Here is a 19,854-nt window from a genome sequence, read left to right as displayed (position 1 = left end):
GCGACTCACCCCGCTACCGGGGCGTCGGCGTCGTCGAGCATGCGGTAGAAGGCGACGCACTCGGCGACCCCCTGCGCCAGGTCCCACTCGGGCTCGTATCCGAGGACGAAGCGCGCATGGGCGACGTCGAGGGTGCCGCGCCGGGGCCGGTTCGGGTCGGCCGGTGTTTCGCTGACGGTGTGGCCCGGGAAGTGCCGGTGCAAGATCTCGGCGAGGTCTCGCAGCGAACGGCCCTTGCCGGCGGTCATGTTGAAGGTGCGACCCGGGGCCTGCGGGTGGAAGGCGGCCAGCTCGAGGCCGGCCGCGAGATCGTCGACGTAGGTGAAGTCCAGCACGCCGTCGGCGCCACGCAACTCGCTGTGCCGGCCCGCCCGTGCCTCCTCCAGGAGCTTCTGCACGATGCGCCGGTTGGAGTCGTACGGTCCATACGCCGCGGACGGACGGATGATCACCGAGGGCAGTCCGCCCAGCGACCGCGCCTCGCGGACGGCCTGCTCACCGTGGAACTTGGTGACGCCGTACGGACCACGGGGGCGCAGCGGGTGTCGTTCGTCCACCGACGGCGTCTCGAAGTCGCCGTAGACGAAGCTCGACGACACGAACACGAGCCGGGTGTCGCGCCCGCCGAGGGCGTCGAGCACGTTGCGCAGCCCGCCCACGTTCGTCTGGTGCGTCAGCTCCGGATGGCGCGCGGCGTCGTCCGCCACCGACACGGCGGCCAGGTGAACCACCACGGTCGGGTCCACCTCGTCGACGACGGCGCGCACCGCCTGCGCGTCGCGGACGTCCGTCGGCACCACGGTGGCCAGCTCGGCGACGGCGGCGTGGCGCAGCCGGACGATGCGCTCGCAGGTGCCGAACGGGTCGTCCGGCAGGCGCGCCTGGTCCAGGTCGGCGACGACGGTCTGCACCGGCTCCGCTCGCCGGGACAGGCGTCTGGCGAGCGCGTGCCCGATCAGGCCACGGCCACCAAAGATCAGTACACGGTCCTTCACGTCTCACTCCTCGCTGTCGATACGCCGGTGCCGCTGTGATCGGACGGCGTCTGCAACCGGAGCCCGTACAGGCTGGTCAGCGCGTCGCCGTGGGCGTCGGTGAACAGGACGTCGTATCCGCCGCCCGGGCGGGCGCGGACGAAGGCGTACCGCCGCGGGCCGGCGTCCCGCGCCGGGGTGTGCAGCACCAGACGCTCGATCGCGCTGGGCAGCCCGCGGTCCGCCGTCTCGTCGCCGTCCGCGGCAGCCGCCACGGTGCGCAGCGCGGTGTCCACGGCGGCGGGGTCGCTCAGGCAAGCTCCCGCGCGCGGCGGCGCGGGTCCGGGCTGGAACGTGCCGGCCACCGCGAACTCCGGATGCCGCAGCGGCGTGACCGCCGTGGCGAACCGGCCGGAGTAGGCGATGCCGAAGAGGGCGGCTAGCTCCAGCAGATCGATCGGCTGACCGGCGGGCACCGCCGAGCCCACGTCGACGTGCTCGCGCGGCGCGCCGGCGGGCGGTGTCCGGCCGGTCGCGGTGGCGAGCAGCACGGTGCCCGGCCCCGGCAGGTCACCGTCCAGCAACGGCACGGTCGACAGCCGCAGTGCCGCCTCGCCGTCCGGCCCGTCCACGACGTCGACGGTGACCGGACGGCGACCGCGGCGGCCGGTCACCAGGCCCTGCCGGAACGCGACGTCGCACAGTTCCACCGGCCCGGTCGCGATCCCGCGCGCCGCCGCGTACGCCTCGGCGAACTGTTCGACGATCTGCACGGCGGCCACCCGGATGTTGCCGCGCACCCGGTGCCCGGTCAGCTCGGCGTCCCGCGGGTCGGCGGTGTCGTAACACCGACGGATCCGCGTGCCGCCGTCGCGCCGGGTGATGCTGTCCACGAGCCACCACCGGCGGGCCGGCGGCTCGCCGGGCGCCACCCGGTCGGCGAGCAGCGGCGGCGCGTCGCGGGGCAGCACGATCAACCGCGGTGGCAGGGTGGCGGCCTGCCCGGTCAGGCTCAGTGCCCATCGGGCGCCCTCCTGCGGCGTCAGGTAGCGCAGGCCCATGGCGTCCTGCAGCTTGCGTTTGACGCCGGCATCGGCCGCGAGCCCCACTTCGTCCCAGGCCGGCCAACCGAGGTATTGCGCCACCAGCCCCGGCCGTTCGGCACGCAGGCGGGTGATCGCGGCGGCGAGGTACTCGTTGGCGGCGGAGTAGTCCGTCTGACCGGGCAGCCCCAGAGATCCGGACACCGAGCCGTACGCGACGAGCAGCCGCAGATCGTCGCCGGCCGCGGCGACCAGGTGGTGCAGGCCGAGCAGCTTGACGGCGACGGTGTCCTCCCACTCGGCGGCCGGCTTGTCGATGATCCGGCTGGACCGTTCGATGCCGGCGCCGTGCAGAATCGTGCGCATGCGCAGGCCGTCCATGCGCAGTTGCTCGCCCAGGGCGCGCGTCTGGCGTCCGTCGCAGACGTCGGCCACCACATGGCGCGCATCGACGCCGCATTCGCGCAACCGGTGCAGGGTGACCCGGCCCTCCGCCGCGTGCAGCAGCCGCTTCCAGTGCCGCTCGAAGTCGTGCAGCGTGGCACCGGGATGCGCCCGCCGCCAGGTGAGCAGTTCGGCCTTGCGGCGGCTGCGCAACTGCGTCAGCTCAGCCTCCGGATCCACCGCGGCGGCACCGGGGGCGGTGCGGCTGACCAGAACCAGCCGGCCCGGCAGCGGGACCGCGGACCGGCGGGCCGCCGCCAGCAGAACCTGCGCGACGATCCCCGTGGTCCCGCCGGACACGACGATCGCGGCATCCGGTTCGCGTAGCGCCCCGAGCAGGGCGGTGGCCTCGGTCTGCGGCTCGTCCGGGCCGACGGGCAGCGCGGCGAGTCGCGTCGACGACATGCCGGTGGCGCCCAGTCCGGTCTCGTGGCGGCCCGCCGGAGGCCGGCCCAGCCGGACGATCGTGGCGGGGCCGGCGGCGGCACCGACATCCCGGCCCACGTCCACCAGGGTCACCGAGGCCCGGGGATACTCCTGCGCGAGGGCGCGGACGAACCCGGCGTATCCCCCGCCGGCCGGGTTGAGCAGGCTCACCGTGTCGCCCAGGCGTCCGTCGAGGGAGGTCACCACGACCAGGCCGCCGGGCCGACCGGCCTCCCATCCCTCGGCGAGGCCCCGGACCGCCGCGCGCAGACATGCCAGCTCGGCCATGGTCCGTGCCGGGACGACCGTACCGGTCGGCGGGGCGACCCAGAACAGCCAGCGCGGCCCGGCCGTCGCGGCCAGTGCGGCGGCGAGCTCGGGGACCGGCACCCGATCGGCGGCGCCTGCGGCGCCCGTGCTGAGCTCGGCGATGCCGGCCGCGCGCACCGTCGCGCCAGCCTCGGACAGTCGCCGACTGAGCCCGTCGAGCCACTGTCGCGCCGGACCGGTGTCGTCCACCCCGGCGACCGTCACGCTGGTGCCGAGCCAGGGTTCGCCGGGCCAGGGCGGCACCGGCTTCGTCGAGGTCTCCGTCACCGGCGTGTGGACCTGGAAGGCTGACGGCGGGTGGCCGGCATCGGTCACCCCGGCCACCCACAGCGCGGCGTCGATGCGGTCGAACCCCTCCGCCGCGGCGAGGACGCCCGCGACGGCGAGGTGCGGCGCGGTGCCGTGCACGGCGGTGACCGCCTTGCACAGCGACCGGCCGGTGCCGCACTCCACGAAGCGCCGCACGCCGGTCGCGTGGGCGCGCCGCAGGAGGTGGTCGAGCCGCACCGGCCGGGTGTAGAGCGCGGCGACGCAGTCGCGGATCACGTCCGGGTCGGTCCCGTCCGGATAGGTTGCGCCCAGTGCGGCCGCGTAGACCGGCATCCGCGGCGGGCGGACCTCGATGCCGGCCAGCTCCGCGCGCAGCTTCGGCACGGCACCGGCCAGCAGCGGCGTGTGGAACGGCAGCGCGATGTCGAGCTCCGCGGTCCGCAGGCCGGCGGAGGCCGCCCGCGCGAGCACGCGGCGCACCGGATCCGCCCATCCGCCGATGACACACAGGCGAGGTCCGTTCACCGTGCTCACGTACGCGTCCGGCTCGGCCGCGACCAGCTCTTCGGCCTGCTCGCTGGAGGTGAACACGGCGGCCATCAGCCCCGCGCGCCCACCGGTCTCCTCCTCGGCGAGGATGCCGCGGCGCCAGACCAGCCGGACGGCGTCGGACAGGTCGATGCTGCCCGCCGCGACCAGGGCCGCGAACTCACCCGCGCTGTGTCCCAGATGGATCAACGGCGAGCCGTGGCGCGCGCTCAGCCTCCGGACGGTGAGCACGGAGGCCAGCAGGCCGAGCAGTTGCGAGGTGCCGGAGCGGCGGCGCAGGTCGCCGAGCCGGTCCAGCGACCGGGCGCGCAGGGCGGCGGCGATCCGCCGTCCGGGTTCGTCGATCCGGGTTTCCAGCAGATCCAGGGCTTGCGCGCCGTCCGGCGAGGCCGCGCACAGCCAGGCGACCGCGTCGAAGTGTTCGGTGCCGGCCTGTCCCGGGAACATCGCGGCGACGGGCCCGGTGCGGGCGCCCGGAGCCGACCAGCCACCGGAATCGGACATGCCCGAGGCGTCGTCGCTCCCGGCGGCGGTGACCTGCCCGGCGAGGACTCCGCGCACCGCGCGCTGAGCCTTCGATTCGCGGACGAACACGGCGGCGCGCCAGGCAGCGTCCGGCTCCGCCGTCTGCTCGGCGGTGTGCAGCTTCTCGGCCAGTTCCGCGGCGGACGCGGCACCGATGCGCGGCGTCGAGGAGGCGGGGGACGGCTCGTCGGGGCGGTATTCGTCGACGATGAGGTGAAAATTGGTGCCACCGAGGCCGAAGGCGTTGACGGATGCCCGGCGCGGCTGCCCGGCCCGGTTCGGCGGCCAGGGGGCCCCGCGGTCGACGACCCGCACCAAGCGGCCGTCCACATGAGGCAGCTCCGCGCCGCGGACGAATCCCGGGGTGGGCACGAAGGTTCGTGCACGCAACGCGAGGATCACCTTCATCAGGCCCGCCAGCGCGGCCGGTCCCTTGAGATGGCCGTAGTTGCCCTTGATACTGCCCACCCGGACCGGGTTTTCCGGCGTTCCCATGGCGAGGCCGATGGCCTCCAGCTCGGAGGAGTCGCCGAGCACGTTGGCGGCGCCGTGGCCTTCCACGTACTGCACCGACCCGGGCTCTATCCCGGCCCGCTCGAAGGTTTCCCGGATCACGTCGCGGCGACCCTCCCGGCTCGGCGCGAGCAGGCTGCGGCCCCGCCCGTCGCTCGTGCCGGCGCATTCGCGGATCACCGCGAGCACCCGGTCGCCGTCGCGTTCGGCGTCGGTCAGCCGCTTGACGGCCAGCCAGACCGCGCCGCTGCCGATGACGAAACCGTCCGCCCGTTCGTCGTACGGGCGGCCACTCCCGGTGGCGCTCAGCGAGCCGATCGCCGACAGCGCCACCTGGTTCGCCTCGTCGACGGCCAGGCTGGCCCCGCCCACCAGGGCGAAGTCGAGCGCTCCCGCGCGCAGCTCCCGGATGGCCATGTCCATCGCGGCCAGGCCGGAGGCACACGCGGAGTTCACCGCGATCGCCTGGCCGTCGAGGCCGAGACCCGCGGCCACCCGGGTCGCCCCCTGCACTCCCTGGCCGGCCATGGAGTCGTCCGCGCTCACCGCCCGCAACCGCAACACCGGGTCGGCGCGCAACTGCTCGTCGAGCGCCCCGGCGGTGGTTTCGCCGAGCTCCGAGCGCAGCTCGTGCCACCAGCGCTCGAACACGAGCGTCGCCATCACGTCGTTGCGGCTGTCGCCGTCCATCACGTCGGTGATGTAGACGCCGGAACGGGCACGTGACTCGGCGGAGGCGGGCACCACGCCGGCGTCCGCGAGGGCGGTCGCCGCGTTCAGCAGCAGGACGTGGTCGGAGAACAGGACGGCCGCGTGCTTCGGGGTGACACGCCAGCGCACCGGCTGACCGAGCACCGGCCGCTCCACGATGGACGCGGTCGGGCAGACGGTGCGGTCCCGGCGCGAGGCGTCCGGATCCTGGTAGAGGTCGAAGTCGGGGATGTGCCGGCGCAGCGGTCGCCGCACCGCCGCACCGGCCCGCAACTGCTCCCACACCGCCGCGGTGTCCGGCGCTTCCGGCATGATCCCGGAGAGGCCGACGACCGCGATCGGCGTGCTCGGCGCACCCCGGCGCGGCGGCATCGGCCGGTCCGGCCGAGACTCGATGATGGCGTGGTAGTTGACGCCGCCGACGCCGAAACTGCTGACGCCGACGCGCCGCGGTCGGCCGTCGCCGGGAGCGAGCCGCTCGCGGTGCCGGGCCAGGCGCAGCCGGTCCGCGTTCGCCGTGACATAGTCCGCCGGCTCTCGCACGCCGACGCTCGCGGGCACGTGGCCGGTGTCGAACAGGTAGAGGGCGCGCAGCACGCCCGCCAGTCCCGCGCCTTCGACCAGATGGCCGACGACGGACTTCACCGAGCCGAACGGGATCGGGCCCGCGTGCGACGCCTTGCCGTACGTGGCGAGCATCGCCGCATGCTCGATGCGGTCACCGACCTGAGTGGCCGTGCCGTGCGCCTCGATGTAGTCCATCCCGCCGTCCGGGCCGTCCGGGCTGAACTCCGCCTCGTCCCACGCCCGGGTGATGGCCTGGCGCTCGGCGGACTCCGACGGCGACCAGGCCGACGTGCCCCGCCCGTTGAGACCGGCACCGATCGAGCGGATGACCCCGAGCACGGGCAGGTCGTGCGGTTCCGCGTCCTCGGCACGGACCAGGGCGACCATGATCGCCCCCTCGCCCGGGATGAAGCCCGCCGCGTCGCGGTCGAAGGGGAACGACGGATCCACCGCGATCGCCCGCGCCTTCGACTGCACGACGAACTGCTCCTGGCACTGCACCCCGATCGCGGCGACCAGCGCCATGTCCACGGTGCCCGCCTCCAGGGCCATCGCGGCGGCCCGCAGCCCGGCCATCGAGCTCGCGCAGGCGGCGTCCAGGGACATCTGCGGGCCCCGCAGGTCGAAATAGTTCGCCATCCGGCCGGACAGGATGTTGCCGCTGATCGCGCCGTCCTCGCGGGGATGCGGGTTGCGGGCGCGGAAGCCGTCCTGGAAGCCGGCGATCCGCTCGGCCAGTTCGGGACGCAGCGCGGCGGCGTGCCGCGCCCAGCGCTCGGAGGCCAGGTTGGACACCATGCGCAACTGATTCACGATCGCTCCGGACGTGTTGGCGACCCACACGCCGGTCCGCTGCCGCGGCAGCCACCGGCTCTCCAGCCCGCCGATGATGCGCTGGCCGACCTCGATGGCCATCCGATGCGTCGGGTCGAGCATCATCGCCTGCCGCGGCGGCAGTTTCGGCCGGGTCGAGAACTCCCACGGCCCCAGCAGCGCCGCCGTCCGCGCCGGGGAGGTGTTGCGGCGACGCGGATCCGGCGAGTAGTAGATCGACCGGTCGAGACGGTCCGGGGGGATCTCGCCGATGGCCGTGCCCTCGGCGTCGAACAGGCGCCACAGGTCCTCCAGCGTGCGAGCGCCGGGCAGCAGGCATGTCGCCGCGACGACGGCGACGGGCTGAAACGGCCGGCTCATGAGCGGACCACCGTGCGGGCGCCGTTCACCGGTGGACGCTGCTGGATGGTGAGACCGTCGCGGCACATGGTGGTGGAGAAACCGCCGTCTGCCGAGATGACCTGGCCGGTGACGTAGTCCGCGTCCGGGCTGCACATCCACAGCGCCACGTCGACCAGCCGGCTCACGTCCTGGATGCCCAGCGGGGATTCCTCGTCGGTGATCTTCCAGAGCAGGTCTGACCAACTGAACGACCGTAGCGAGACGCTCGAAATGATGTTCGGCCGGATGGTGTTGGCTTGGACCCTCGGGGCCCATTCGAGGGCGAGCGAGCGGATCAGCGCCTCGCTGGCCGCCTTGGCGGCGCCGATCGTGCCGTACCCGGCGAGCGCCCGCTCGGCACCGATGCTGGAGACGTAGAGGAATTTGCCGCGCTCGCCGAACAGCGGCCGGAACCAGCGGGCGAGACCGATCAACGCGTACGTGTTGACGCGCATGGCGACCTCGAACTCGTACCAGGTCGTGGCGTCGACCGGGCGCTCGAAACCGCTCGGCGCGTTGTGCACGATGACGTCGATGCGACCGAACTGGTCCGCGACGAGCCCGGCCAGCCCGCGCAGGTTCTCCTCCTCGCCGACGTCCGTGCAGACGTACACGGCCCGCCCGTCGCCCGCCCGGTTGATCTCGCTCGCCAGGTCGCGTCCGTCGGTGGCGCTGCGGTGCGAGTTCAGCACCAGGTGCGCTCCCTCGGCGGCGAACGCCCGGGCCAGGGCCCGCCCGTACCCGCGGCTGCTGCCGGTGATCAGCACGACCCGCTCGGCGAACCGGCGGCGCCGGGTGGTTCCGGTGCCGGTCATGGCGCCACCGCCCGGCTGGACCGTTCGTTGTTCAACCGGTCGGTCATGTACTTCACCGCCTGGCGAATGGTCCGGTAGTCGCGGATGGTGAAGCTGTCTTCGATGGCCAGCCCGTACCGCTCGCGCAGCCCGGCCAGCGCCTCGACCTGTTTGACCGAGTCGATGGCCAGGTCCGCCTCCAGGTCGGCGTCGTCCTCGAGGACCTCCGCCGGATAGCCGGTGGACTCCTCCAGCAGGGCGACCAGGGTCGCCCGCACCTCCTCGTACGTCCACGGCTCTCGCCGCTCGGGCATGCCGTCGCCGGCCGCGGTGCTGGGGTCGAACACCTCGAATCCCGCCGACGATCCGTTCTCCGCCGCGGTGGCCGGCACCTCCGTGACCGGCGCAGCGACCGGCGGCTCCGCGACGGGCGGCGCAGCGACCGGCGGCGCAGCGACCGGCGGCGCAGCGACCAGGGCCGCAGGTGCCGGGGAGGCCGGCGTGACGGACGCCTGCGTCGCGGCGATGGCCGGGTCCGGGGCGGGTGCCTGCGGGAGGGAGCTCGTCCCCTTCGACAGGGCCCACAGCGACAGCAGGGTGGACCGCCATGCGGCGTTGCTGGTCACGAACGAGTCCACGAAGGACGCTTCCGCGCCGGCCACGAATTCATCGCCGAAGAGCACCCTGAGCGAGAGCTCCACCGCTGCCCGGCCGGCCCGCACATCAGGCCCGGCACCGTTTTGCGCCATTACGTTTCTCCTCGGTCCATACGGCAGTCGGACATCTGAGCGGTCCCATCGTGCGTACCGGCGGGCTAAGGAAAGCCAAAGAGAAGACAAGCGGGCGTGACCGAGCGGGTGGGCACCGTGTCCCCCGCGCGAGCTACCCGCGGGTGTCCACCCGACGGTGACGATTCCGGACCGGAAGGTTCGTAGCGTTCTGCGCAGTCGCGGCGCATCTGAGCCGCAGGACCGGGTCAAGGAGTCGTCATGCGTTTGATCAAGCAACTCGTCGCCGTCGCCGTGGTGGCCTTTCTCGGCGGTCAGGCGGTCGCCGCGGTGTCGGAGAACCCCTGGCTCGCGCTCGCCGCCGGTCTGATCACCGCGGTGCTCACGGCGGTCGTCTACCGCTGGGTGGTGCGGCGCACCGAGCACCGCTCCCCGGTCGAGCTTGCCGGTTCCGCGGCCGTCGGCGGGCTGACCCGCGGCACGACGATCGGCATCCTGATGTTCGGCGTGGTCGTCGGCATCATCGCCGTCCTCGGCGACTACCACGTCGGCGGGATCGGCTCGGTGCCCGGCGCGGTCGGCATTCTCGGCCTCATGGCCGCCGCGGCGACCACCGAGGAGCTGCTGTTCCGCGGCGTGCTCTTCCGCGTCGTGGAGCAGCGCGCCGGAACCGCCATCGCGCTGGTGCTCACCGGTGTGTTGTTCGGCCTGATGCATCTGGCGAACCCGGATGCCAGCCTGTGGGGCGCGCTGTGCATCGCGGTCGAGGCCGGCTTCATGCTGGCCGCCTGTTATGTCGCCACCCGCAGTCTGTGGGTGCCGATCGGGCTGCACTTCGGCTGGAATTTCGCTGCGGGCGGCATCTTCAGCGTGGTGGTCTCCGGCAGCGGGCGGTCCACGGGGCTGCTGGAAGCCGGCATGTCCGGCCCGGCACCGATCACCGGCGGTGATTTCGGGCCGGAGGGCAGCCTCGTCACGGTGGCCGCCGGGGTGCTGCTGACGTGGGCGTTCCTGTGGCTGGCGCACCGTCGCGGCACGATCGTCCCGCGGCGCCGCCGCGCCGCCGAACCGGCTGCCGCTATGGTGGCCCGGTGATCGACCTCCGGCGGTTCCCGGATCGGTGGCGTCGGTGCGACGTCGCGGTCCGGGATTCCCCGCTGGCGCTGGCACTGGCGGCAGCGTCGCTCGTGCCGTCCCTGCACAACCGGGGCACCCAGCTCGGTGACCTGCCGGGTCGGCCGTTTGACGCGCTGACCGCCGTGGTGATCGCGGTCGAGTGCCTTCCGCTGGTGGTGCGCCGCCGATGGCCGGCCCCGAGCCTCACGCTGGTGGCCGCCGGGTTCGCCGTCGACCAGGTCCGCGCCTATCACCTGGTCGCGGGCGCGGCGTTGCCGATCGCCCTGCTCAGCGCCGGAGCGCATCAGCAGCGGCACCGGCTGGTCACGCTGGTCCTGCTGTCCGCCGGGTATGTGCCGCTGGCGATCGCGCTGGACCGGCAGGGTTCCGGCGAGGGCGTCACCGGGTTCGTCACGTTCTTCGTCGCGCTGGCCATCGCGTGGAGCGCGGGGGCGTGGTTGCGGCAGACCCGGGCCGCCGAGGCGGAGCGTCGGCGGCACGTCGCGGACGCCACTCGCGCCGCCGAGCGCACCCGGATCGCCCGGGAACTGCACGACGTGGTGACGCATCACGTGACGGCGATGGTCGTGCAGGTGGAGTCGGCGTGCTATCTGGCCGCCGCGCCGGAGCGGTTGGAGCAGACGCTGAGCGCGGTCGCCGACACCGGCCGGCACGCCCTCACCGATCTGCGCGGGATGCTGAATCTGCTCGATCCCGGTCATCGCGGCACCGCCGCCGATGTGCGGGCGCTTGTCGAGCGGGCTCGCCGGGCCGGACAGCCGGTGCTGTTCACGGACGCGGGCGGCGCCGCGGCCGAGGGCGGCGCGGCCGGGGTCGCGGTCCACCGGGTGGTGCAGGAGGCGCTGACCAACGCCTTGAAGCACGACCACGGTGCCACGACCACCGTCGAGGTGCGCCACGGCGGACGGGAGATCACGGTGGAAGTCAGCACGGACGGCACGGGTACCGGGGCGGCGTCCCCCGGCGGCGGCCGGGGGCTGGACGGCCTGCGTGACCGGGTAGCCGCGCTCGGCGGCGGATTCGACGCCGGTCCGCGCCCGGGCGGCGGGTTCGAGGTCCGGGCGCGCATCCCGGTGGGCGACGCGTCGTGACCGATCCCGTCCGGGTGCTGGTCGCCGACGACCAGGCGTTGATTCGCGCCGGCTTCGCCACCATCATCGACGCCCAGCCCGACATGGCCGTGGTCGGCGAATGCGCGGACGGACGGGCCGCGGTGGACCTGGCCGGCAGGCTGAACCCGGACGTGGTGGTGATGGACGTGCGAATGCCGGTGAGCGACGGCATCGAGGCGACCCGACGGCTGGCGGGCGCCGGTGTGCCGCGTCCCGCGAAGGTGCTCGTGGTGACCACGTTCAACCTCGACGAGTACGTCTACGAGGCATTGCGCGCGGGTGCCAGCGGCTTCCTGCTGAAGGACGCCCCGCCCGCCCAGCTACTGCACGGCATCCGCACGGTCGCGGCCGGCGCGGCGCTGCTGGCTCCCGAGGTGACCCGCCAGTTGGTGGGCCGGTACGCCGCGCGTATCCGGCCCGCCGCGGGCACGCCGGACGACATCCCGTTGACTCCACGCGAGCGGGAGGTGTTGCACCTGATCGCGGACGGCCTGTCCAACGCCGAGATCGCCGCCGCGCTGGTGATCAGTCAGGAGACGGTCAAGACGTACGTGTCGCGCATCCTGACCAAACTCGACCTGCGCGACCGCGTGCAGGCGGTGGTCTACGCCTACCGCCGAGGTCTGGTGTCCTGATCCCTCCGCGGATCCACGTGGATTTTGGGACCGGGTCCGGCCCGCGGAGGGCGTCGCCCGGCCAGCACGCCGGAGATCTCCTCCAGGGTCACGGTCGCGGCGACCAACGGCCGCGGGTCCACATCCTTCTTCGCGTACGCGGTGACGGCGCCCTCCAGCCCGGCCGAGGCGCCCAGAATGCCGACCGCGGTGACGTCCTTGAGAACCATGTCGCGCGTGTCGATGGTGCTGGGCGTGCTCGACAGTCCGATGTGCACGATCCGGCGGCCGGGCTCGACGAGGGCGAGCGCGAGGGCCGGCATGCCCGCCCCGGTGGTGGCGTCGATGACACCGTCCCAGGCGAGCGCCGGCAGCGTGTCCCGCGTCCAGCCGTGGTCGAAGCCGAGGTCACCGATCAGCGCCTCGGGGTGCAGACCCAGCAGGTGGACCTCGGCGCCGCGGGCGCGGGCGAACATCGCCGCGAGCAGGCCGATAGTCCCGGTGCCGAGCACCAGCAGGCGTTCGCCGGGCGCGACCGCGGCCGCTTCGACGGCGCGCAGCGCATTGCCGCCCGGCTCCACCATCGCACCGGCCGTGGCATCCATGTCGTCCGGCAACGGCTTCAGGTAGGCGACCGGGAAGGCGATGCGCTCGGCCAGCGCACCGGGCAGCCCGTCCGCGATGCCGATCTCGCGCATCCGCGCGCACACGTGATGGCGCCCACCCCGGCAGCGGCGGCACTGTCCACAGGCGACCATGGTGTCACCGGTGACCCGGCGGCCGATCCAGGCCGGGTCGGCGCCGGGTCCGGCGGCCACGACCGTGCCGGCCCATTCATGACCCGGCCGCAGCGGGTATGACGAGCGCCCCGTGCGCAGATAGCTCATCGCGCCGGTGAACAGCTCGACGTCGGTTCCGCAGATGCCGACCCGCTCCACCTCGATGACGACCTGCCCGGCGGCGGCCTCGGGCTCGGGCACGCGCCACACCTCGGCCTTGCCCGGACCGGTGAACACCAGGGCGCGCATGTCAGACATCAGCCGTGACGGTCGCACGGAACGAGGCCCGCGGCAAGCACGAGATCGGCGCGGCGCGGCGTGCCGCCGGACTCGACTGCGTGGGGTGTCACCACCATCGGTGTGCCGGTGGTGGCCGCCCCCGGACGGTCAGCTCGGCGGGCTCGGCACCAGCACGACCACTGCCGTCTCCCGGCCGCGCCGGGCCGCGAGCGCATCCAGTTCGCCGTACCCCGAGTGGCGGCGCAGCTCGGCCCACAGCCGCGCCCGCTCGTCGCCGACCGCCTCCCGGGCGTGGACGGCGCGCCGGCCGCTGACCATGTCCACCGTCGCCTCCGGCCGGGCCTTGAGGTTGAGCCACCAGCCGGGGTCCGGCGGCGCCCAGCCGTTCATCGCCAGGGTGACCAGGTTGTCGCCGTCCTCGATGTATCCGAGCACCACCGCCCTGGGCTTGCCCGACTTGCGCCCGACGGTGTGCAGCCGGAGCATGCCGAACTTGCCGTCGCGGGCCGGGGCGGACAGCCCCACCCGGTCCCTGGTGACGCCGAGCAGCGCCTTGTGCGCGACCCAGGCGGTGCGGACGAACCATCGCGGCGGAAGTGTCTTGACCATGGCGGAGCCTCCCCTGCCCTACGCTGTAGTCCTACATCGTAGGGTAGCGGCCGTCCGCCAATCTGGGAAGAAGTAAGCTCGCTGGGTGCCACGACGATCCACCACCGGCTCCGCCACCCGCGCAGGCGCCCGACTGAGCCGGGAGAGCATCGTCTCCGCGGCCGTCGACCTGGCCGACCGAGAGGGCCTGGCGGCGCTGAGCATGCGACGCCTGGCCCAGCAACTGGGCGTCGACGCGATGTCGATCTACTACCACCTGCCGGACAAGAAGGCCCTGCTCATCGCCATGGCCGACGCGGTGGTCGCGGAGATCGAACCGGAGCCGCCGGACGGTGACGCATGGACCGGGCAGCTCCGTGAACTGATCATGGTGGCGCGCGCGACGATGGCCCGGCACCCGTGGGCGGCCCGCATCCTGGAACAGCGCAACGATCCGAGCCCCGCGGTCATGCGGCACATCGAGCGGGTGCTTGCGGTGATGCGCCGGGGCGGCTGTTCGGTCGGCCTCGGCCACCACGCCCTGCACCTGCTGGGCAGCCGGATCCTCGGGTTCAGCCAGGACCTCTTCGACGACTCGCCGGCCAGCCAGCCGTCGCCGGAGGTGCTGGCCGCGCAGGCCGCGCAGTGGGCGGCGACGTTGCCGCACATCGCCGAGCTGGCGACCGCGGTGTCCCACGACGGCCCCCTGGGCGGCTGCGACGACGATGACGAGTTCGCCTTCGCCCTCGACATCCTGCTCGACGGGCTGGAACGCCGCCGCCGCGCGGAGGACCGGGCCTGACCACCGCCCGCAGCGCGAGGGGGCGAACTCACCCCGGCTCGTGCAGCCGGGCGGCGCCCCGTGCCTCGGGGCGCCGCCGAGCGGCCTTGCCGGAGGGGCTCAGCCGTGTTCCGCAGGCCGTGACCGGCCCGCGGGACCGGGCTAGAGCGGCCGGTTCTCGATGCTCACCACCACCCCGCCCCTCGCCGGGCTCACCCCATCGGTGATCAAGGGTCGGGGCGTAGTAAGGGGGAGGCGGACAGGGGCGGCCCCAGATCGACGTCGTCGAGACCGGAATACCGACGATGAAGCTCTTGTGCTGCTGCCACGGCCGGTCCTTGATAGGCTGCCGCGCCGGGGTCGGATGTGATCAGAACATCGGGAGCGCCTGTTGGCCGAAATCTTGAACGCCATCGCATCACTGTTGTGGCCTCTCGTCGTAGCGGCGCTACTCGCGGCTCTCTTTCCGGTGCTCAAGCGATTCCTCAGTCAGAGCGACTCCATCGACATCGAGGTTGCCGGTGCGAAAGTGTCGGTGCAGCGAGCCTCCGAAGAACTCCGCAAACTCATCAGCGACTTGCAGGATCGGGTCAATGAGCTTGAAGAGTCCATGCGTAGCGATTCGCCTGGCGACTCGGGCCCGCACCTCCCGCCAGCCCCCGCGGCGCCGACCAATGCGGTGCTGTGGGTGGACGACCGCCTGGAGGCAAACGTCTACGAGAGGGCCCGCCTCGCTGAAGCCGGGCGGCGGATAGTCCAGGCGGGGTCGACGACATCCGCATTGCAGCGGATAGGCAGTGCCGGACCTTTCAGTGTGATCATCTCCGACATGGGCCGCGTGGAGGAAGGCGGGAAATACAACCCTCGCGCCGGAATGGATCTGCTGCGCGAGATCAGAAGGTCCGGAATGGATACACCAGTCGTCTTCTACAGTTCCAGCGCCCGCCTCGACCCCGTTCAGGCGGAGTTGCAACAGGCCGAGAACGTCGCCTACACCACGTCACCCAGCGAATTGATGCGCCTGCTCAGCGTCTCCAGCGACGCTTGAGAGCCGGTGCCCACCCCGGCGTGAGCGCCGTTCCGGTTGTTCACCGGTCCGCCCCGGCGACATTGCTCACGTGGACGTGAAGTCAAGGCGGCTGTGATCATTTCTGGATGTCGGCGGCGACCTCGTGGTGGGTGACGTGGTCATCCCACCGGCTCAGGACGCGGCGTGCGGCCTCCTCGACCACGGCCCGTTCGAGATCCTCGCCGGCGAAGGCGCGTACGTCGTTCAGGCTGGCGAAGAACGTGAGGGAGGTGAACATCACCTCGTCGCCGTCGTCACGGCGCAGCAGGCGCGCGCCGCGGAAGCCGGGGGCCTGCCGCAGATGCTCGGCCACCTCGGCTTCGTAATGCTGCTGATAGTCGTCAGCGGTGGCCCTCGGGGCCCATCCTTGCCATATCCGGGCGATCATTCGCGGTCCTGACCTTTCCTCGGTGTGCCGGTACCACCGGTGCGGAATTGGATTGCGTCGTGAGCGTAGTCCTCCGGTAGACATAGCCGGATGAGCGACTACTGGCTGAGCGAGGACCCGGCCGACCTCGACATGGACCGCGTCGTGCGCTGGATCAGCACCGACGCGTACTGGGCCAGGGGGCGCACGCGCGAGGTGATCGAACGATCGTTCGCTCACTCGTTTCCGGCTGGTCTGTTCACGGCCGACCGGCAGCAGGTCGCGGTGGCGCGCATCGTGTCCGACTGCGCGACCTTCGTCTGGCTCTGCGATGTTTATGTCGACCCCGACCACCGGGGCCACGGCCTGGGCTCGATGCTCGCCCAGTGGACGGTCGAGTGGACCGGACGCCACGGCATCAAGCGTGCGGTGCTGGCGACGCTGGACGCGCACGGGGTGTACGCCAAGGCCGGGTTCGCGCCGGTCGGTTACCCGGAGCGCTGGATGGAGATCGACACGCGACCGGCGCCCTAGTCAGTCCCGGCGTCGCCGGTGTGTCAGGTCGGCGGCGGCCGCACGCCAGCGCGGATATCGGAAGGCGAGTCCCGCGTCGAGCAGCCGTCGCGGGACGACGCGCCGGCTCTTCAGCAACAGCTCGGTGTCCGACGCCAGCGCGAACGCGCCGAGTTCGGCCATGCCCTTGGTGGCGGGCAGGGCCACCGGCACCCGCCACGCCGAACGCAGCTCTCGCATGAACTCTCGCTGGGGCAACGGTTCGGGGGCGGCGAGGTTCACGGCACCGGCGATGTCGTCGCGCTCGATGAGATAGGCGATCGCTCGCACGAAGTCGTGGTCGTGGATCCACGAGACGTACTGTCCGCCGCCGGCGACCGGCCCGCCGAGTCCGAGCCGTGCCAGCCAGCTCAGCACGTCGAACACACCACCACGGTCGGGGCTCATCACCATGGCCGAGCGCAGCGCGACCTTGCGCGTGGCGGGCGTCGCCGCGCGCTCCAGCGCGGTTTCCCAGTTCCGTGCGATCGCGACGCTGTACGCCCAGTAGGAGGGCACACCGGGTTCGCCGCCGCCGATCACACCGTGATACTCGTCGTTGTCCCCGTCGAAGCTATGCGCATAGATCGTGGCGGTGCTCATCTGCAGCCAGACCGCGGGCGGCCGCGCGGCTCCCGCGATGGCTTCGCCCACGATCCGCGCCGAGTTCACCCGCGAGGACATCATGGCGGCGAGGTTCTCGTCGGTGTAGCGACAGCTCACGCTGCGTCCCGCCAGATTGATGACCACGTCACTGCCGTCGACCTGCCGGGCCCATTCGCCCAGCGTCGAACCGTCCCAGCGGACCTGGCGCTCGCCCCTCGGCGATCGCGTCAGCAGCACGACCTCGTGGCCCGCCGCGGTCAACGCCCGATCCAGAATCCCGCCGACCTGCCCGGTCCCACCGGGAATGACCACCTTCACGACGACTCCTCGCCCAGCGGCAACTTGAACGTGTTCAACTTACCGCCGGCCCGAGGGCGGCGCGACCGGGGCCACCATGAAACCCGGCGGACGACGGACGACGGACGACGCGTCCCGCCGGCATGGGAATGCGGCGCCCGGGGTAAGCACCGCGTCCAGGGAGGTGACCGTGGTGAGTTCCGTCTTGACCTGGACCGGCGCCGCCCTGATGCTGTGCGGACTGGTCATCGTGGGAGTGTCGTGGGTCCGCGGCGGCAGCCCGGTGCGGTTGCACGGCGAAGATCCGCAGACCCGGCGAGCCGTTCAGCAAGCGATCCGGGACGGCGGCACCGACGACCCCCGGATCGACCGGCTCGCCCGCCGGTCTCTCCGGTCTCCGGCCGGAACCCGATGGGTGCTGTACCTCTTGGGGGCGATGATGCTGCTCTCCGTCGTGCTCACGGCCGTCGGCCCGTACACCGCGGAGAAGATCGTCTTGCACCTGTCGCAGATTGCTCTGTGGGCGACCTTCATCGCGATGAACCTGCTCATCCGACGCCGCAGGAACGAATATCGGGGTCTGAGCGACGAACTCCCGCAACGCCAGTGATGGTCGACGGGCGCGGAAATGCTCTTGGCGGATCGCGACGCCGCTGCTAATTTGCAAAGGCCGTGCGAGAGACCGAGGAGGTGGTACCCGTGAACGTTACGACATGGGTGCTCCCCCGCGGGGTCACGGCCGGGCGCTAGGTCGTCCGGGAGCGCCGTTCACGCACTCCCGAAAGGCACGACCGTGCAGTTCACCACGCAGCAACGTCTCGACGACGTCCTCGAACGCGAATTCACCCTCGGCGAGATCCCCGGGATCCTGTGGATGCCCGCAAGCATCTCCGCACCGACCCCGCTGATCCTGCTCGGCCACCCGGGCGGGCTGCGGACGATGTATCCCCGGTTGGCCGACCGCGCGCGACACGCCGTGGCGGAGGGCTTCGCCGCGGCCACCGTCGAACTCCCCGGCAGCGGTGACCGGCCCCGATTGGCCCCCGTCGAGCAGGCCCGCGCCGACCTGCGCCGGGCGATCAACGCCGGGAGGCCGGTCGACGCCGAGATCGTCGACCGGCTCGTCCTCCCGCTGGTCGACAGGGCCGTCCCGGAATGGCGCGCCCTCCTGGACGCCGTCCTGTCGCTGCCCGATGTCGGCGGCCCGGTCGGGTACGCGGGCGGGGTGATCGCCATCGGCATCCGGTTGGCGCTGATGGAGCCGCGCATCCGCGCCGCCCTGCTGTTCGCCGGGAGTTTCGTGCCCCGCAGCATGGTCGAGGAGGCCCGGCGGGTCACCATTCCGCTGCACGTCCTGCTGCAGTGGGACGACGAACACAACGATCGGCGGGCGGCCCTGGACCTCTTCGATGCCTTCGGCTCCGCGGAGAAGGCGTTGCACGCCAACATGGGCGGGCACACCGGAGTCCCGCCGCATGCGGGAGAGGCAGGGAACCGGTTCCTCGCCCGGCACCTGAGGTGAGGCCACCGGTCGGAGGCCCGTTGGCGATGCTCAGGGTTCAGTCGAGGCAGAACTCGTTGCCCTCGACGTCCTGCATCACCTGACACGACTCGTTGACGCCGTCGGCCAGCAAGAGCTGCCCGCGGGTCGCGCCGAGCGCGACCAGTCGTGCGCATTCGGCCTCCAGCGCGGCCACCCGCTCCTCCCCCACGAGCCCGGTGCCCACCCGTACGTCGAGGTGCACGCGGTTCTTGACCGCCTTGCCCTCGGGAACGCGCTGGAAGAACAGCCGCGGGCCGGCACCCGTGGGGTCGACGCAGGCGAACGCGGAACCCTGCCGCTCGGGCGGCAACGCGCGGTCGAAGTCGTCCCAACTGGCGAATCCCCGCGGGGGCGGCGGCACCACATAACCCAGCACCGCGCACCAGAAACGCGCGACCCGCTCGGGTTCCTTGCAGTCGAAGGTGACCTGGAACTGTTTGACCGACGGCATCGGGTCACCGTACACGCCGTCGCCCTCGCCGTCCGGCGATTTCCGGCCCCGCGGGTCGGGCCGGCATCCGGTGCAGCGCCCGGTGCAGCGGCCGGTGCAATCCCGTGCCGCACGATGCTCCCACCGCTCGCGGCGATCAGAACAGTCTCGCGGCGGTGGGAGGAGTACGGACATGTCGACATCGTCGATCGCGTCACGCCGGGCGGACCCGGCGCGGATGTTCCGCCGTCGCCGGGAGGTGTGCGGCACGTGGGTCGCGGTGATGACCCACCGGCGCCGTGATCGCGGCGTGCGGCCCGCCGAATGGCGTACAAGATGCCTGCGGTCCGGTGAGATCCACGAATTCATCGTCTGCCAGCCACCGGACGATCCCGATGCGGTGATCGACGAGGTCTGTTACCTCGGCTTCGCGGAGATCTCCCGCGGTGGGGTGGTCGTGCTCGGCGACGAGTTGTGGTGCGGGGACCGGTTGATCGGTGTGGTGCACGGCTTCGACGAGACACACATGCCCAATCACTACAACATCCTGGTGCGATCGCCCGATCCTCAGACCGGCGCCGATCTCGCACTTCAGATCGCGGGGCCGATCGTCTTCCGTGCCTCGCCCGCGGCCGACGGCCGCGCATGAC

18 protein-coding genes are annotated in these 19,854 nt (G+C 72.3%); 9 read left to right on the top strand and 9 right to left on the bottom strand.

Annotation, left to right across the window (positions count from 1 at the left end; translation table 11 throughout):
- Positions 1 to 5: 5 nt before the first annotated feature.
- Genes IEY73_RS03490 through IEY73_RS03475 form a run of 4 tightly spaced genes read right to left on the bottom strand, consistent with a single transcriptional unit; the run spans position 6 to position 9,110 of the window.
- Positions 6 to 995 carry an NAD-dependent epimerase/dehydratase family protein gene (locus tag IEY73_RS03490; RefSeq protein ID WP_189077498.1) on the bottom strand — a complete coding sequence of 330 codons (990 nt, stop codon included), beginning with the start codon at positions 993 to 995 and terminating at the stop codon, positions 6 to 8.
- Entirely contained in the window at positions 992 to 7,546 is a 6,555-nt protein-coding gene (locus tag IEY73_RS03485) for a type I polyketide synthase (RefSeq protein ID WP_189077497.1), read from the bottom strand. Before IEY73_RS03485 ends, IEY73_RS03490 begins: the two co-directional genes overlap by 4 nt.
- Positions 7,543 to 8,382: an SDR family oxidoreductase gene (locus tag IEY73_RS03480; RefSeq protein ID WP_189077496.1), complete on the bottom strand. Its 840-nt coding sequence runs from the start codon at positions 8,380 to 8,382 to the stop codon at positions 7,543 to 7,545. The genes IEY73_RS03485 and IEY73_RS03480 overlap by 4 nt, the downstream gene beginning before the upstream one ends.
- Positions 8,379 to 9,110: an acyl carrier protein gene (locus IEY73_RS03475; protein WP_189077495.1), complete on the bottom strand. Its 732-nt coding sequence runs from the start codon at positions 9,108 to 9,110 to the stop codon at positions 8,379 to 8,381. The genes IEY73_RS03480 and IEY73_RS03475 overlap by 4 nt, the downstream gene beginning before the upstream one ends.
- Positions 9,111 to 9,350: 240 nt before the next feature.
- Here IEY73_RS03475 and IEY73_RS03470 point away from each other — a divergent pair, with 240 nt between their 5' ends.
- Genes IEY73_RS03470 through IEY73_RS03460 form a run of 3 tightly spaced genes read left to right on the top strand, consistent with a single transcriptional unit; the run spans position 9,351 to position 11,973 of the window.
- Positions 9,351 to 10,184, top strand: coding sequence for a CPBP family intramembrane glutamic endopeptidase (locus IEY73_RS03470; RefSeq protein WP_189077494.1), 834 nt, complete (start codon positions 9,351 to 9,353; stop codon positions 10,182 to 10,184).
- Positions 10,181 to 11,317, top strand: a complete 1,137-nt coding sequence (locus IEY73_RS03465) for a sensor histidine kinase (protein WP_189077493.1) — start codon at positions 10,181 to 10,183, stop codon at positions 11,315 to 11,317. The genes IEY73_RS03470 and IEY73_RS03465 overlap by 4 nt, the downstream gene beginning before the upstream one ends.
- Positions 11,314 to 11,973 (top strand): response regulator, encoded by a 660-nt coding sequence (locus IEY73_RS03460; protein ID WP_189077492.1) that lies wholly within the window; start codon positions 11,314 to 11,316, stop codon positions 11,971 to 11,973. The genes IEY73_RS03465 and IEY73_RS03460 overlap by 4 nt, the downstream gene beginning before the upstream one ends.
- On the opposite strand, the gene IEY73_RS03455 is transcribed toward IEY73_RS03460, so the two are convergent.
- Positions 11,949 to 12,989 (bottom strand): zinc-dependent alcohol dehydrogenase, encoded by a 1,041-nt coding sequence (locus IEY73_RS03455; protein ID WP_229715439.1) that lies wholly within the window; start codon positions 12,987 to 12,989, stop codon positions 11,949 to 11,951. The genes IEY73_RS03460 and IEY73_RS03455 overlap by 25 nt on opposite strands.
- Positions 12,990 to 13,118: 129 nt before the next feature.
- Positions 13,119 to 13,580, bottom strand: a complete 462-nt coding sequence (locus tag IEY73_RS03450; RefSeq protein WP_189077491.1) for a nitroreductase/quinone reductase family protein — start codon at positions 13,578 to 13,580, stop codon at positions 13,119 to 13,121.
- An 85-nt stretch (positions 13,581 to 13,665) separates the two neighbouring features.
- Here IEY73_RS03450 and IEY73_RS03445 point away from each other — a divergent pair, with 85 nt between their 5' ends.
- Together IEY73_RS03445 and IEY73_RS03440 are read left to right on the top strand one after the other, a co-directional pair.
- Positions 13,666 to 14,361 (top strand): TetR/AcrR family transcriptional regulator, encoded by a 696-nt coding sequence (locus IEY73_RS03445; RefSeq protein WP_189077490.1) that lies wholly within the window; start codon positions 13,666 to 13,668, stop codon positions 14,359 to 14,361.
- Between the two features lie 370 nt (positions 14,362 to 14,731).
- Complete coding sequence (locus IEY73_RS03440; protein WP_189077489.1) at positions 14,732 to 15,388, top strand: response regulator; 657 nt, start codon at positions 14,732 to 14,734, stop codon at positions 15,386 to 15,388.
- A 97-nt stretch (positions 15,389 to 15,485) separates the two neighbouring features.
- Here IEY73_RS03440 and IEY73_RS03435 read toward each other — a convergent pair whose 3' ends face one another.
- Entirely contained in the window at positions 15,486 to 15,797 is a 312-nt protein-coding gene (locus tag IEY73_RS03435) for an antibiotic biosynthesis monooxygenase family protein (protein ID WP_189077488.1), read from the bottom strand.
- A 90-nt stretch (positions 15,798 to 15,887) separates the two neighbouring features.
- Between IEY73_RS03435 and IEY73_RS03430 the strand changes: the two genes are divergently transcribed.
- Positions 15,888 to 16,310, top strand: coding sequence for a GNAT family N-acetyltransferase (locus IEY73_RS03430; protein ID WP_189077487.1), 423 nt, complete (start codon positions 15,888 to 15,890; stop codon positions 16,308 to 16,310).
- Here IEY73_RS03430 and IEY73_RS03425 read toward each other — a convergent pair whose 3' ends face one another.
- Positions 16,311 to 17,252, bottom strand: a complete 942-nt coding sequence (locus IEY73_RS03425) for a DUF1731 domain-containing protein (protein ID WP_189077486.1) — start codon at positions 17,250 to 17,252, stop codon at positions 16,311 to 16,313. It abuts the gene before it with no gap.
- Between the two features lie 172 nt (positions 17,253 to 17,424).
- Between IEY73_RS03425 and IEY73_RS03420 the strand changes: the two genes are divergently transcribed.
- Entirely contained in the window at positions 17,425 to 17,841 is a 417-nt protein-coding gene (locus tag IEY73_RS03420) for a hypothetical protein (protein ID WP_189077485.1), read from the top strand.
- A 183-nt stretch (positions 17,842 to 18,024) separates the two neighbouring features.
- Positions 18,025 to 18,753: a dienelactone hydrolase family protein gene (locus tag IEY73_RS03415; RefSeq protein ID WP_189077484.1), complete on the top strand. Its 729-nt coding sequence runs from the start codon at positions 18,025 to 18,027 to the stop codon at positions 18,751 to 18,753.
- Positions 18,754 to 18,790: 37 nt separating this feature from the next.
- On the opposite strand, the gene IEY73_RS03410 is transcribed toward IEY73_RS03415, so the two are convergent.
- A complete protein-coding gene (locus IEY73_RS03410) occupies positions 18,791 to 19,225 on the bottom strand; it encodes a VOC family protein (protein WP_189077483.1) in 435 nt (144 codons plus the stop codon).
- Positions 19,226 to 19,397: 172 nt separating this feature from the next.
- Here IEY73_RS03410 and IEY73_RS03405 point away from each other — a divergent pair, with 172 nt between their 5' ends.
- Entirely contained in the window at positions 19,398 to 19,853 is a 456-nt protein-coding gene (locus IEY73_RS03405; protein WP_229715438.1) for a DUF6917 domain-containing protein, read from the top strand.
- Position 19,854 lies beyond the last annotated feature (1 nt).

Origin of the sequence: Mangrovihabitans endophyticus (genome assembly GCF_014646155.1) — a bacterium.
Lineage (GTDB): Bacteria > Actinomycetota > Actinomycetes > Mycobacteriales > Micromonosporaceae > Actinoplanes > Actinoplanes endophyticus.
Note: the sequence above shows the minus strand (reverse complement) of the source record. Positions and strands in the feature narration are given on the sequence as shown.